Below are 15,383 nucleotides of genomic sequence, written 5' to 3'. Positions count from 1 at the left end.
AACGCTTTCGCATCTGGCGGATTTCGCACTTCTGTCCGGTTTCGTTTTTTTAGATGTCATATGTTTACAGTTCCACCGTGTACTTATAACGATTTCCCGGATAATAGCAGATCGAATATTCAAAAACCTCGCCGCCCTTCAGGAATGTCTGCCGTGTCCGGATAAAAATAGGCATCTGCGCATCAATTTTCAGTGCTTTCTGCACCTCTTCCGATGGAAGTGCCGCCTCAAGCGTATCCCGGCCGGATTCAATATAGATTCCATGTTTCTCCCGCAGATACTGATACAGCGATTCCATGTATGGCTCCGGCTCTGTTGGCAGTTCGCAGATTTTTTTCAGATACGTAATGGTATAGACCATGGGTTTTCCCACAGCATTCCTCACACGTTTCAGGCAATAACATGGCTCCGTCAATGGAATCTGCAGACTTCTTGCTACCGTTTCCCCGGGACTTATCAGTTCCATCTTGCAGTATGTTGTCTGCATTTCGATATGATGCTTTTTCATTTCTTCCGTGAAACTGATGACACCTTCCATCTGCTCTTCGACTTTCTCGTAGACAACATCTGTTCCGATGCCGCGCCGTGCACGGGCGTAACCGCTCTGTACCAGATTCGTCATCGCCTGGCGTACTGTCACACGCGAAAGCTCGTACTTTTCCATCAGCTCTTTTTCTGTTGGCAGAAAATCTCCTTTTTTGTACGTGCCGCATTCGATCTGCTGTTTCAGAATCTGTTCTAGCTGCGCATACAGCGGCGGTGCTCCCGGATTTCTATCCATTTTTGCAGTTTCTCCTTCTTCTTTTCTCTCCATAGCATTGTATTTTTGTTTCTGAAAATATTTTTGCTCTATTGTGTTTTTTCAGGAAACTGTGACAACAGGCCTTCCATGGCACGGCCGGATGTTTCCGTTTCTATCTGAATCCGAATCTTTCTTTTCTCGCACTCTCTTTCCAGTTCTTTTCCAAACCAGGAAAAACTTTTTGCAATCTGTCCGCCCAGAAGCAGCAGATCCGGCTGATATTCCTCCAGCACAGGAAGAAGGCCAGCCGCCACATCTGCTCCAAATCTTCTCCAGACTTCTTCTGCCTCCATGTTTCCCGCTTTTACCAGACCATACAATTCTTTTCCACTCCACACTTTTCCTGTCACAGCCAGGCTAATCTGCTCCAGCCCGCGCACAGAAAGATAATCGTCCAAAATGGAATCTCCAAACGGCTGTTGATAAATCCATCCATTTTCCGGCACACCTTTTCCCGTTTTTACTGTTTTGCCGTTTTCTACAAAAGCAGATCCGGCGCCGGTTCCGATGCAGACGCACAGAATTTTATCCGCATCACGGCAGTTTCCGTACCAGCTTTCTCCCAGTGCAAATGCTTCAATGTCATGTAAAAACAAAAATCGTGCTGATCCAAGTTCCGGCACGCGCGCCTTGATTTCTCTCTCCAGTGGAATCCCGTAAATGGCATCGTACTTATTCAGTCCCTGCATCCGGCTGATTCCATTTTCATAATCAAACGGACCCGGAATCGCCATCCCAACTCCGACAACACTTCCGTCTGCTTCTCTCATCAATTCCCGGCAAATCTTTGCAAAATTGTCCAGAATCTTCTCTGTGCTCTTCTGCGCCTGTGCTGGAAATTTCCGGATTTTTGTTCTTACTCCATTTCTGTCCGACACACTTCCTTTGATTTCCGTTCCGCCAACATCCAGAAGGATATATTTTTTTCTGCTCCATCCCGCTTCCGTCCCTTTTCATCTTTTCCCCTGTATTTTTTCTGTTTATATGCCAATAGAATCTCATTTCTTTGTATTGGCTCTCCCTGCCGCCTTGTTATAATGTTATAACCTATTCATTTTTCTGTTGCAAGCGCCTGTCTGCAATTTTGTCTGCTTTTGCAAAACTTTGTGAAAACGCGATAATACGTTTTATGCACTTGGCGCAGAACGCAAAAAATCCCCTGTTTCCGGGGGTTTTTTATACACTCCGGACAGAGGATTTTTCTTATTTTCTACTTATTTCAATACATTTTCCAATTTAACAAAAAGGTTATTCATCTCCTGCACCACACTCTGCAGACTCTTTTCCCCGACATAGTTTCCAATCGCAAACAATGCCTTATACAAAAAATTAACCGCCCCCTGCAATTCTTCGTTTTGCTCTTTTGTTTCTTTCCGAAGCTGCTGCAGTTTTTCTGCCATCGGAAACAATTCCGCAAGAATCTGCTCTTTTCGTGCCCGGTCCGACGGTTCATCTGTCTCCATTTCTTCGAGATCATAGTTATCTGTTCTGCCGCATTTTCCCTTGCACACTGCGCAATCCGGATTCAGACGGTTCTTTTCTGCCTCCACGCGTACAATCCAGGATTTCCCCTCTTCTTCCCTCAGCTCTTTTTCCGGATTTGCCGCACAAATTCCGCCAAGCAGAATCTCATGCGTGGCTTTGTCCGGGCGGTGACCATTGCTGTCACCGCTGGAAAACTCCTGCGATTCACCTTTTGCTGCTTCTCCTCTTCCATCTACCGACCGGGCCAGACCGATCAGCGCACCAAGAAGCTCCTCTTGTATCTTCGTCATACTCATTTTTCTAATACCTCTTACCGAGCTTTTCATTTTTTTCGTCTTACATATTCCACAAAGCAGAATGTACCAATTGTAAAATAACTTTTAAGGGCACACGCTAATTACTATATCTGATTTTCTACAAAATTTCCCCCTCCGTAGAAATCACCACGGTTTTCACCGGAATCTTCTTTCCACTCTCTTTCAGCGCCATCTTCACGGCACGCTCCATTCCTGCGCAGCACGGAACCTCCATGCGTGCAACCGTGATACTCTTAATATCATTCCGCATGAAAATCCGCGCAAGTTTCTCGGAATAATCGACATCGTCAAGTTTTGTACAGCCTACGAGAACGACATGATCCCGAATGAAATCCTGGTGGAAGTTTCCATACGCATACGCTGTACAATCCGCCGCAACGAGAAGGTCTGCTCCTGCAAACATCGAAGCCCGCTCCTGCACCAGCTTGATCTGCACCGGCCACTGGCGGAGCCGGGACGGAACTGCTGCAGAATTTTCCTGCGCATCTGCACGGTCAATCGCCCAGCTGTTTTCACCTGCTTTTCCTGCTCCGGTATTCTCCTGTCCGGCCGCCTCTTTTGCCTTCCGCTGGTTCTCTTTTACCGCCTCCTCATCGTACGGCAGCGCCTCCCGCTCCACAAACGAAATCGCATCTGCCGGACAGACCGGCAGGCAGTCACCGAATCCGTCGCAGTAGTCATCCCGGATCAGCTTTGCCTTCCCGTCAACCATCGCAATCGCACTTTCATGACAGGCATGCGCACAAAGCCCGCATCCTGTACATCTGTCTTCCTCTATCTGAACAATTTTTCGAATCATCACTGAATCTCCTTTTTTCTCTTTGTTTCTCAATACCTGTTTGTTTCTCAACCATGATATCATACTTTATCCCTGTTTTGACAGTTGTTTTTTTTAGTAGTTTTTTCCTACAATACCAACTCTTCATCCAGAGCCAGCGAATAAATAATTTTCTCTTTCACTTTCTTCCCTGTCGTCCGCTCCAGTGCCTGCTGGTAATAGACGAGCTGTTTTTCATACCTCTTTTTCAGCTCCCCGGCTTCTCTCACACGATCCGTTTTGTAGTCCACAAGAACAATCTCATCCCCCTCCGGGAACCATGCGTCAATGATTCCCTGCACGAGAATGGTTTCATCTTCCGGATAGGACGGATCTGCCTCACTTGCCGGAACGGACATCACAAACGGCTGCTCCCGCTTCAGGGTTTCATTCAAAAAGGCATTCCGCATCCGCATTCCAACCGGACTTTTTGCGAAAGCAAGGATCGATTTGAAATAAATGCATTCCGCTGCTTCTTTCGTCATCTTTCCTTCTGCAATCAATTCCTCCGTCTGTGCCATCAGCTCTGTGATGCTGTACGCTCTGCGGTAATCGAGACATTCCAGCAGGCGGTGGTACGCCGTTCCGCGGTCAGAGCCCGTCAGAGCCGCAACATGATCCTTTTTCAGAAAGCCCGGCACAATTGGTACGAGTTCTTCCTGCGCGAACAGCTCTTTTCCGATCTCGGATTCCTCCATCCCGGCCTTCTTCAGCTGTGAAACGGTAACCTTTACCGGAATCTGTTTTTCCTTCTCATACGGATACTGGTAGGCAAACCGCTCCTCCACAAGTTCCTTCAGCGCCGCTTCTCTCGGCGGCTGCTTCGGAATTTCCATGATCTTCTGCTCATTCACCGCGCGCTCCATCTGATGCAGCACTTCTCCCTCAACAAGTCCTGCCGGTGATACAAGGCGGATCGTTACCGGAATTTTCTCCGCATACAGCGGATTGTCCGCATTCCCTGCCAGACCAAATTGTTCATACAGCCCGTCGAAACACCGGTTTCTCGAAAATGCCGGCAAAATCCAGTCGAGATACCCGGATGCACTGCTCAATGTCTGATACGACAGCAGCTCCTCCTGCCGCCCCGCATGCGCCGCGCACTGCTTCACGCGGCTCTCCAGCTTCGACGCCATGCCCGTCATAATCAGCTTCTCCTTCGGTCGCGTCATGGCAACGTAAAGCACCCGCAGCTCCTCCGCCAGATTTTCCAGCTTCATGCTCTGCCGGATGATCTGCCGCGGCAGTGTCGCCTGACGGACGCGGTGCTCCGGATCGATCGCATCCGCGCCGATGCCCATGCGGGAATGGAGTACAAGCGCCGCACGGCTGTCCATCTGGTTAAACGATTTGCCCATGCCCGAGAGGAACACAACCGGGAATTCCAGTCCTTTACTCTTGTGAATACTCATGATACGCACCGTATCTGCGCTCTCCCCGTAAATATTCACCTCGCCGAAATCGACTTCATACTTCTGAAGCTGCTCGATATAACGGATAAAGTTGAACAGTCCACGGTAACTCGTCGCCTCAAATTCCACCGCCTTTTCCACGAGCATTTCCAGATTGGCCCGCCGCTGCACACCACCCGGCATCGCAGATGCATAGCCGCCGTAGCCCGTTTCATCGAGAATCTGTGTAATCAGTTCATGAATCGGCGTGTAAGGCACACGGCTCCGCAGCATTTCCAGCTGCTCCAGAAAACTTCCAAGCTTCTTCCGAAGCGCCTCATCTTCCCCTTCTGCCGCATATTTTCCACATGCCTCGTAAATTTTTACGTCTTTATCCACACAACGCACCGCCGCCAGTTCCGCATCCGTGCATCCGCAGATCGGCGAGCGTAAGATTGCGGTAAATGGAATCTCCTGGCAGGGATTGTCACACAGATGCAGATAATTCAGCACGGTCACAATTTCCTGTGTGGAAAAGTATCCCGTTTTCGATGTGCTGTACGCCGGAATTCCCGCCGCCTGAAGGACACGGGAGAAGGTCTCTGACCAGCCGCTGACTGCCCGAAGCAGGATCACGATATCACGGTACTGGATTTTCCGGTATTCTCCGGTCTCTTTGTCCACCACTTCTTCCTTTCCAACCATCTCGCGGATGCGCGCCGCAACGGCAGCCGCCTCCGTTTCCATTTTTGTCTCGCGCGACTTGTCATCTTCCAGCTCAGGCGCCTGGTCGTCCAGCAGCAGAAGCTCCGTTTCGTATGCCGTCTGCCACAGATCCGTATTTCCCTCTTCTTTCTTCGGGAACGCCGCACCCGCATGGAGGCTCGCCGCCTCATCATACGCAATGCCGCCAAGCTCCGGACTCATGAGCTTACGGAACACATAGTTCGCCCCTGCAAGCACCTCCGGCCGGCTTCGGAAGTTTTTGTCGAGATCGATTCTCTGCTGGCTTTCCCCGTCCTTCGCATACGTATGATATTTTTCCAGAAACAGCTCCGGCCGCGCCAGGCGGAATCCGTAGATGCTCTGCTTGATATCGCCAACCATAAACCGGTTCCATCTGCCTTCCTCCTCGCCGGACACTGCAGAGAGCAGTGCCTCCTGGATAAAGTTGCTGTCCTGATACTCATCGATCATGATTTCGCGGAACTGTTCCGAAAGCTCCCGCGCCGCATCGGTCCGCACCAGACGGCCGTCCTCCTGCTGCACAAGAATTTCGAGCGCAAAGTGTTCCAGATCGGCATAATCAAGAATATTTTTGCTCCGTTTTTTCTCTGCAAACGCTTTCGCAAACTGCTCCGTCAGATCGATCAGCACGCCGATCGGCTCCCGGCAGTCCGCAATCTCCTCCGCAATCTCGGTGCTGTCCTTCTCGAAAAACTGCTCTTTTAATTTCTGCAGTTCTTTTTTGCATGCATCGCGCTCTGCCTTCACCTGATCTTTCAGCGCCTCGCTCACATCGTCTGCCTTTTTCCGCGAAAGCGCCTTGAACTTCATTCCGGCCATCGCGCGCACCATTCCGTCGAACGATTCCGTCTCGATCAGCTCTTCCACCATCTGCTGATCTGATGCCAGCGCCTCGTCATACAGATACGGTCCGCCAGGGCTTACCGCCGTTTTTCGGTTTTCCTCAATTCCTTCCAGAATACTCGAGAGCCGCTTTTTCGCCTCAGCCATCAGTACCTGTACCCAGATGCTTTTCTGCACCGCCTCCGGCGAATCGATCTGATACGCCGCCCGGCACTCTTCGAGCCACTGCTCCGGCCACGGATAACTCATGGAAAATTCATACAGCTTCAGCACGAGCGCGTCGAGTCCGTCATCCTGTTTTCCCGCCGCGTAGCTCTCCACAAACCGTGTAAACGCAGGATCTTTTTCCGCAAACCGCTCCTCCATCACCTTCTGGATCACGTCACTTTTCATCAGGCGGATCTCTCCCTCATCCGCCATGCGGTATACCGGATCAAGATCGATCATCTGAAAATAATTTTTTATCACATACGAACAGAAGCCATGGATCGTGCTGATCTGTGCATGGTGAAGCAGGGTCTGCTGCCGCTGTAAATGCTCATTCTCTGGATTTTCCTCTAGGCTCTGCTGCAGGGCGCGGCCGATTCTCTCTTTCATTTCTCCCGCCGCTGCACGCGTAAAGGTCACGACAAGAAGCTGATCAATATCAATCGGGCGCACGGGATCTTTCACCATCGCAAGGATCCGCTCTACCAGAACCGCCGTCTTTCCGGAACCTGCCGCTGCGCTGACCAAAAGATTCCGGTCTCTCGTATCAATGACTTTCTGCTGTTCCGCTGTCCATTTTACTGCCATTTATCTCTCCCTCTTCTTTCTGGCTGATTACTTTCTCATACATGGAAAACTGCATTTCTCTTTCCTTTCCGGAAGGCAGTCACTCTTTTTGATCACTTTGTGTTATCTCCTGCATCGCCTTCATCAGCAGTTCCGTGTCCATGCCCTTCAGTTTGCGGTACTCGTATCCCTGAATTTTCTGGTCAAAACCGCAGATTCCCTGATATTCACAGTACGCACACGCCGTCGCACCGTCCCGCTGATACGGGGAAATTTTTACATTGCCCGAGAAAATGCCCTCGCCGATCTCACGCACCTTCTTTCTGGTGTACGTACGGATCACATCAAACTGCTCCGGCGACGCTACTTTCGAATAGCTCGTATAACTTCCATCCTTCTTCTTTCCAACCGGAATCACATCGGATGTCGTTCCGTCCTCAAGCACGCGGTCGAGAAGCTCCACAACTTTCCGGTCCGCATTCACAAGACCGTCCATCCGCAGCGCTTTCAGCATCCGCCGGCCCCACGCCTCGTCGGTCTCATCCTCCTCCTGATCGAGCATCGGATCATCAATATGATAATAGAACACGCCCGCCGGCTCCACCTGCTTGCCGGGATGCTTTTTCTGCTCCAGTTCCACCGCCGCATCGAGATAAACAGCAAGCTGCAGCTGCAGTCCATAATAGAGCGCCACCAGGTCGAGCGACGTATTTCCCGTCTTGTAATCGATAATTTTCACATAGACCTTATCGTCCGTCTCGCAGAGATCCACGCGGTCAATCCGTCCGCGCAGACGCATTTTCTCATGCTCCGACAGATCGATGTTGATCGCCGACAGCGAGTCCTCCATCGAGAACGAAACCTCGAATTCCCCTGGCTCAAATTCTCCCTGCCGGATCTGCTGCTGCAGTGCCCAGACAGTTCGTTTCAGGATCCGCTTCACGCGGATAATGCGGTACTGATTCCGGCTTGAACTCTGAAAAATTGTGTTTCCATAGTCCGCCATCGTCTCCTCGACACACTCCTCAATCAGACGGTCACGCGTGTCATCGGTCACCGTCTTCCAGGTCTCACCGTTCTCCTGCAGTTTTTTCGAAAACTTCTCAAGCGCCTCATGCATGACCGTTCCCATATCCGCCGCTTTCAGCTCATACTGATCCCGCTCGCGGATCTGAAGGCCGAACTCCATAAAGTGGGCAAACGCACACGCCGCATACTTTTCCAGCCGCGTTGCACTGTTTTTTAACGTATCTCCGTACAGTGCCGATGCCGCACTCTTTCCGATTACACCGTCCGCACAGCGCAGAAACGCCGCTTTTCGATACGTCTCCGCCGGAATTCCCGCCTCCGGATGTGCTGCATACCAGCGGTAAAGCTCCTCAAACAGCGGATCGATCTCTCCCTCCGCCGCTCTGCCAAGCTCCTCCAGAAACAGTGCCTCGCCGGAACGCGGCATTTCCAGTTTTTCCTCCGGTTTTTCCTCTTTTTCAATATCCCGCACCGGAATCTCCGGGAAGAGTTTTCGTATTTCGTTGATCAAATACGACGGATTCTGCGCCTCGCCGGACGCGCCCGCTTTCGCAAAGGAAAGGTACAGCCGCTCCGACGGTTTTGTCAGATTTCGGTAGAGATGGAATTTCTGCTGATACATCGTCTCCCGCGCCGTCGGGGACAGCTTCGCATCCGCCCGTTCCAGCTCCTCGCGGTCATATTCCGAGAGAATGCCGCCGCCCGCGTCGTGGCGCGGAATCAGCCCGTCATTCACGCCGACGAAAAACAGCACGCGGATGTCCTTCAGACGCGACCGTTCATTATCACCGATCAGTACCTGGTCCGCCGTCGGCGGAATAATACCGACAGATGCCTCCGCAAAGCCCGCCTCCAGAATTTCCTGATACTCTGCCAGCGTCATCTTCTCATCGCCCAGCACCTCGACAATTTTGTCCAGCAGCTCCATGACAATGCCGTAAATCTGGCTGTATTCTTTTGCGAACGCCTCCTGTCCCTGCTGCTCAAACTGCTGCCGCCGCTCCTCGAGCTTTTGCTGCATCTGATTCTGCACTGCCAGTGCATACAGCGCCTCGGTCCGCTCCCGCACAGTGGCATCTTTCTTTTTCATCTGCTCCGCAAACGGCTGCACTTCGGCATAGAACTTCTCCCGCAGAAGATTGCGCTGCGGCACTTCATCCGGCTTGATGCCGCGGTAACCCCTCGTCCACGTCTCCCCATACGCTTTCAGCCCACGGATGCCAAGTGCCAGGACATAGTTTTCCATCGCATCTGTCTCCTCACGGTTCAGACTCGAAAGACCGCAGCGCAGATAGCGGAAGACACTCTCGTAGGAAAAGCTCTGCACGACCATCTCAATCGCCGCGCGCAGAAATTCGACGAACGGGTTCATCAGGACGGAATGTTTTTCATCAACGAAGTACGGAACACCGCATTTTTCAAAGATTTCCCGCGCATACGTACCGTAAACGGAGAGATCTCCGGTCAGAACGGCGAAATCCTGGTAGCGCATGCCCTCCTCGCGCACCATGCGGCGGATCAGACGCACCGTCTCTTCCAGCTCGGCACGCGGATTCGGCGCTACGCTGATATAGATTCCCTGCTGGTTCGCCTCGTGTCCTGCTGCCGGATTTCCCGTCTTTGCTTCCGTTCCTGATTCCGGTCTTTTTTCTATTCCATTTCCGGAAAATCCTCTCTTCCCATACCGGAACAGTCTCTGCTCCAGCTGATCCATCGTGCTTCCCGGCTGAAAACGGCCATGTCCCGAGCGTCTGACCCAGATTTCCGGCTCCACCGGGCACCCTGCTTCATCTGCCGCTTTCATGAGCTGCTGGACAAGCTGGCGGCTCATCGCAAAAAGCTGATGCGGAATCGCCTTTTTATACGGGTCCTCCCGCTCATCCATAATAATCGTCACATAAACCTTCGCACAGAGCCGGAACAGCTTTCCAAGCACACCGATCTGCACCGGCGTAAATCCGGTAAACCCATCCACCAGTACCTCACTGTTTTTAATCAGCTCCGATTCTTCCAGCTTTCCCGCCAGAACTTCCAGCACATCCTCCGCCGTCACGTAACGGTTTTCCAGATATTCCTCAAACGCACGGTAGATCACACCGGTGTCCTTCAGCTTTGCCGCCAGCAGCTTTTTCTCTCCCGTCTCTTCCGCCCACGTATCAAGCTCGGACGGCGCAATCTGATACTGCTTCAGCTCGGAAATCAGCGATTTCATCTGCGAAACCGCACCGGTTCTTTTTAACGTGCTGCCAAGAATTGTCAGCTCCTTTTTCTTTTCCTGCGCAACGCGCTTCACCACGAGGCTTTTTCCCGTCTCTTCAAGCACCGGATACAGGCTTCCTCCGGTCTCCTCAAAAATACGGTAGGCCAGACGTTGAAAACTTAAAATATCAATATTTAAAATTCCGCCCGCCGGATGCAGAGACACGAGTTCTTTCTGCGTCTGCATCGTAAACTGCTCCGGCACGACGATCAGATAATTTTTCTCCGGGTGGCGCGCCGCTTCCGCCAGGATTTTTTCATACGCATACCGCGATTTTCCGGCCCCCGAATTTCCCATAATAAACTGCAGACTCATACCTTGCTCCTCCTGTTCTGATCCATTTCTGCCCCAAAATAAACATAGCTACAGTATAGCAGACTCTTTTTTTTGATGCAATCAACCTGCTGTAGAACAACCTTCATAAAAACCATTCTTCCCACATACATTATAGTAAAAACGCCCGCCTGTTCCGCCCCCGCTTCCCGCCCCGCAGACGGCTTTTCAAAAAGGAGTGTGCCCGCCCATGAGTTCCAAAACGAAAATTGTTGTACTACATATGAAAGAAGTGGTTTACACCGCTGTTTTTCTTGCTCTCGCGCTGATTCTTCTCGTGGTGTTTCTGATCATGTTCTCCGGGAAGAAGGATTCTGCGAAAAAACCTTCTGTCACCACTGCTGCTTCCGCCGAAAATGCACGCTACATTCCCGGCATCTACACCTCCACGATCTCCCTCGGCGACCAGACCTTCGATGTGCAGGTCAATGTTGAGCAGGACCGCATCACCGCGATTTCACTGAATAACTTAAGTGAAACCACCGCCGCCATGTATCCGCTCATGGAGCCCGCGCTCGATTCCATCGCAAGCCAGATCTATGTGAATCAGACGACGGAAGGCCTCATCTACGGAGAGGACGACCGCTACACCTCCGAACTGCTCGTCTCCGCGATCAATCAGGCGCTCGAACAGGCTCAAAATCCTTCCTCCGCAGAATCCTGATCTTTCCATGCAAAAAGGCCTCGAAGCATTCTTCTGCTCCGAAGCCTTTTTTCTGTCGTGCATCTCAAAATTTGATTCCCTGCACCAATTTGGATTATCTTTGTTTCTTTCTGTATTTCCTGTTTTGTTTTTTACAGCTGGTCGAGTTCCTCTCTCCAGAGCTTCACGCACGCATCACTCGGCATACGCAGGTCGCCGCGCGGGGATACCGCAACGCTTCCGACCTTCGGGCCATCCGGCAGGCAGGAGCGTTTGAACTGCTGCGCGAAAAATCTCCAGTAGAACGTTTTCAGCCATTTTAAGATCGTCGCATCATCGTAGACACCGGCAAATGCAAGTTTTGCCACACGGTAAATCTTGAGCGGTTCGTACGTCACACGCAGCATATAGTATAAGAAGAAATCATGAAGCTCGTACGGTCCGACGAGATCTTCTGTTTTCTGAGAAATGACACCATCTTTCGGCGGCAGCAGTTCCGGGCTGACCGGCGTGTCGAGCACATCCAGAAGGATATCGGAAAGTGCTTTTTCCCCGCAGGTGTCCGCATAATACTGCACCAGATGGCGCACCAGGGTTTTCGGTACGGACGCATTGACGGCATACATCGACATATGGTCGCCATTGTACGTTGCCCAGCCAAGTGCCAGCTCGGAAAGATCACCAGTTCCAATGACCATACCGCCGGACTGGTTGGCAAGATCCATCAGAATCTGGGTTCTCTCACGCGCCTGTCCGTTTTCATACGTCACATCATGCTTCTCCGGATCCTGTCCGATGTCGCGGAAATGGAGATTGACGGCCTCTTTGATATCAACCTCTTTTAAGGTTGCACCAAGGCACCGCGTCAGTTCACAGGCATTCTGATACGTGCGGTCCGTCGTTCCAAAGCATGGCATGGTCACAGAAAGAATCTGGTTTCTCGGAAGGCCGAGCAGATCGAACGCTCTGGCAGTGACGAGCAGTGCCAGCGTCGAATCGAGTCCGCCGGAAATACCGATAACCGCGCTCTGGCAGTGCGTATGCGCCAGACGTTTTTTCAGTCCCATGGCCTGAATATTTAAAATTTCATCACATCGCTGATCCCGGTTGTGCTTATCCGACGGTACGAACGGCCGCGGATCGAAGTAACGGATCAGCTTTGTTTCTTCTATTGTTAATGAGAACTTAACCACCTGATAACCGTCGGTTCTCTGTTCCGGATATGTGGTCATTCTTCTGCGCTCACTCGTCAGACGATCAACATCGAGATCCGCGCAGACGATCTGATTCTCAAACCGTTTTGCCTCGGCAAGAATCGTTCCGTTCTCCGCAATCAGATGCTGTCCGCCAAAGACGAGATCCGTCGTGGACTCGCCCTCGCCTGCTGTCGCATAAATATAACCGCAGATCAGACGTGCCGACTGTGCACTCACGAGGCTTCTCCGATAGCTATCTTTTCCAACCATCTCATCACTCGCGGAAAGATTGACGATCACTGTCGCACCGGCCAGGGCATGCGCCACACTCGGCGGATTCGGGGTCCAGAGATCCTCGCAGAGCTCTGCAGCAACTTTGAGGCGCGGCATCTCCGCACACTGGAAGAGCAGATTCATGCCGAACGGAACCTCTTTTCCGAAAAATTCCGTCGTTGTCACCGCTTCTTTTCCCGGCGTAAAGTGACGCAGCTCATAAAATTCATTGTAGTTCGGCAGATACTTTTTCGGTACAACGCCGAGCAGCTCTCCATGACAGAGTACAGCGGCCACGTTAAACAGCTTTCCGCCCTGTTCCCACGGAAGGCCGACAAAAATCAGTGCATCGGTCCCTTTCGTTCCGTCGGCAATCTCTTTTAATCCCTCTTTCGCCGCGTCGATCATCTGGCTCTGCCAGAATAAATCACTGCAGGTATAGCCGGTCAGCGCCAGCTCCGGGAGCACCATCACTTTTGCGCCCTCGTCCTCCATTTTATGAATGGTTTCCAGAATGACTCTCGTATTTTCTCTGACATCCGCTACTGCCACCGCACAGGAAGCGGCTGCGACTTTTACGAATCCCTGTTTCATCTCTTTATCCCTCCGCTATTTGCTCTTACGCAGTAATTCTTTCAGATCCTCGGTAGAAAATTCATAGGCGCTGTTGCAGAAATGGCATTTCAGCTCCACCGGTTTTGCTTCCTGAATCATCTCGTTCAGTTCTTTTCTTCCGACCGCTATCAGCGCTTTCGATACACGCTCACGGCTGCAGTTGCAGTAAAACTGGGTCGGCACGGTATCGTTGATCACAAGGTCCATGTCTCCAAGCAGTTTTTCAAGAATCTGCTCCGGAGTCAGGCCCTCGTCAAGGAATGCGGTAACGGAATTGACTTCTGCCAGACGCTGCTCCAGTTTTTCAATGACTTTCTCATCGCAGAACGGCATCAGCTGAATGATAAAGCCGCCGGCCTGACGGACGGTATTGTCTTTGTTCATCAGCACACCGAGTCCGACGCTGGACGGAACCTGCTCACTCGTTGCAAAATAGTAGGTCAGATCCTCTGCGATCTCACTCGTCTGCAGAACGCACTGTCCGACGTACGGCTCTTTCAGTCCCAGGTCTTTGATGACATCCATGAATCCGACGCCGACAGCACCTGCCACGTCAAGTTTTCCTTTTTTGTTGGCCGGAATCACGACGTCCGGGTTTCCGACGTAACCTTTTACATTTCCTTTGGAATCTGCTGTTACGGTAATGCCGTTCAGCGGTCCGCCGGCATGGATGCGCAGGGTCAGAAGGTCTTTATCTCCCTTCATCATAACGCCCATCATTGCACCTGCCGTCAGAAGGCGGCCCAGCGCTGCGGTTGCAACCGGGCTCGTGTTGTGATCCTGGCGTGCTGTCTCTACAGTTTCTCTTGTTGTCGCTGCAAACGCACGAATCTGTCCGTCTGCCGCTGTTGCTCTTACAATATAATCCATGTTTCTCTCCTATTTCTCACTTTTTCCTTTTTCTCTTGCTACGACATAAATACGTTCGCTCTCCGGTCTCGGCGCATTCTTTGTGAATGCATCGTAGGCCGTCACGAACTCCATGCCTGCCTCTTCCAATAAGCGGCAGATCGTCGCAAGATCGTACGCTCTCTGATAATGTACCTCCTCAAATTTACGGTACAGATCGGAATCTTCTCCCTCCGGGATGAAAATGGCAAGCTCATATTCGTTGATCTCTTCCTCCGGGTCATAGTAATTGTCCCAGATGAAGCTTGCCTCCTCGCGGTTTTCCGCAATCGTAGTCTCACCCATCTGTTCATATTTATACTTGGTATTCAGATCAAAGATAAACATGCCCTTCGGGTCCAGATAATTATTGACGAGTGAAAATACTTCCCGCAGATCGTCTTCCTCCAGAATATAGTTGATGGAATCGCAGATGCTCACAACCGCCTTCACGGTTCCGTAGAGCTCAAATTCCCGCATATCCTGAAGCAGATATAAAATGTTTAAGCCGGACTCGGCGCGTTTTTCACTGGCAATCTCGAGCATATCCTCAGAATTGTCCACGCCGATCATATCGTAGCCCTCTTTGGCGAGCAGCTCGGTCATGTTTCCCGTTCCACAGCCAAGATCGAGCACCAGTCCGTCTTCCACCTGATATTCTTTTAAAAGCTGAATCAGATATTTGCTCCAGGCAGGATAGTCCACGTTGTCCATGAACATGTCATATACCTGGGCAAAACTGGTATAACTTTCATTCATCTTTCTTTTCTCCTTCATCGTTTACAGTAGCTACGCCTTATTGTATCACATCACACAGGGCAACTCAATATACGAAAAGACCTGCAGGATCCCTGCAGGTCTCATTCACTCCCCGAGTTGGGCTCGAACCAACAACCCTTCGGTTAACAGCCGAATGCTCTACCATTGAGCTATCGAGGATTATTTAATTGAAGATATTTGATATACCTTC

The 15,383-nt window shown here is 51.2% G+C and carries 10 protein-coding genes and 1 tRNA gene; 1 reads left to right on the top strand and 10 read right to left on the bottom strand.

What is annotated here, in order from left to right; all coding sequences use genetic code 11:
- Window positions 1–64: 64 nt before the first annotated feature.
- The 6 genes from DXA93_RS16610 to DXA93_RS16585 form a co-directional block, all read right to left on the bottom strand.
- Window positions 65–781 (bottom strand): GntR family transcriptional regulator, encoded by a 717-nt coding sequence (locus DXA93_RS16610; RefSeq protein ID WP_119208838.1) that lies wholly within the window; start codon window positions 779–781, stop codon window positions 65–67.
- Window positions 782–849: 68 nt separating this feature from the next.
- Window positions 850–1,713, bottom strand: coding sequence for an ROK family protein (locus DXA93_RS16605; protein WP_256372660.1), 864 nt, complete (start codon window positions 1,711–1,713; stop codon window positions 850–852).
- 303 nt (window positions 1,714–2,016) lie between these two features.
- Window positions 2,017–2,583, bottom strand: a complete 567-nt coding sequence (locus tag DXA93_RS16600) for a hypothetical protein (protein ID WP_118595882.1) — start codon at window positions 2,581–2,583, stop codon at window positions 2,017–2,019.
- A 118-nt stretch (window positions 2,584–2,701) separates the two neighbouring features.
- Window positions 2,702–3,403, bottom strand: coding sequence for an ATP-binding protein (locus DXA93_RS16595; protein WP_119208824.1), 702 nt, complete (start codon window positions 3,401–3,403; stop codon window positions 2,702–2,704).
- Window positions 3,404–3,510: 107 nt separating this feature from the next.
- Window positions 3,511–7,197, bottom strand: a complete 3,687-nt coding sequence (gene addA / locus DXA93_RS16590) for a helicase-exonuclease AddAB subunit AddA (protein WP_119208821.1) — start codon at window positions 7,195–7,197, stop codon at window positions 3,511–3,513.
- Between the two features lie 79 nt (window positions 7,198–7,276).
- Window positions 7,277–10,780, bottom strand: coding sequence for a PD-(D/E)XK nuclease family protein (locus DXA93_RS16585; RefSeq protein ID WP_118595879.1), 3,504 nt, complete (start codon window positions 10,778–10,780; stop codon window positions 7,277–7,279).
- A gap of 208 nt (window positions 10,781–10,988) precedes the next feature.
- Between DXA93_RS16585 and DXA93_RS16580 the strand changes: the two genes are divergently transcribed.
- Complete coding sequence (locus DXA93_RS16580; protein ID WP_022462423.1) at window positions 10,989–11,462, top strand: hypothetical protein; 474 nt, start codon at window positions 10,989–10,991, stop codon at window positions 11,460–11,462.
- A gap of 131 nt (window positions 11,463–11,593) precedes the next feature.
- Here DXA93_RS16580 and DXA93_RS16575 read toward each other — a convergent pair whose 3' ends face one another.
- From DXA93_RS16575 to DXA93_RS16560, 4 genes are all read right to left on the bottom strand, one after another.
- Window positions 11,594–13,504, bottom strand: coding sequence for an NAD(+) synthase (locus DXA93_RS16575; protein ID WP_118640903.1), 1,911 nt, complete (start codon window positions 13,502–13,504; stop codon window positions 11,594–11,596).
- 15 nt (window positions 13,505–13,519) lie between these two features.
- Complete coding sequence (gene hslO / locus DXA93_RS16570) at window positions 13,520–14,395, bottom strand: Hsp33 family molecular chaperone HslO (protein ID WP_022462421.1); 876 nt, start codon at window positions 14,393–14,395, stop codon at window positions 13,520–13,522.
- A 9-nt stretch (window positions 14,396–14,404) separates the two neighbouring features.
- Window positions 14,405–15,172, bottom strand: a complete 768-nt coding sequence (locus DXA93_RS16565) for a class I SAM-dependent DNA methyltransferase (protein ID WP_119208819.1) — start codon at window positions 15,170–15,172, stop codon at window positions 14,405–14,407.
- Window positions 15,173–15,280: 108 nt separating this feature from the next.
- Window positions 15,281–15,352: transfer RNA gene (locus DXA93_RS16560), tRNA-Asn, on the bottom strand.
- Window positions 15,353–15,383 lie beyond the last annotated feature (31 nt).

The sequence above is a fragment of the Blautia sp. OF09-25XD genome, from assembly GCF_003482095.1.
GTDB lineage: Bacteria > Bacillota > Clostridia > Lachnospirales > Lachnospiraceae > Fusicatenibacter > Fusicatenibacter saccharivorans.
The sequence above is the reverse complement of the archived record's forward strand: the minus strand, read 5'-3'. Positions and strand labels throughout refer to the sequence as shown.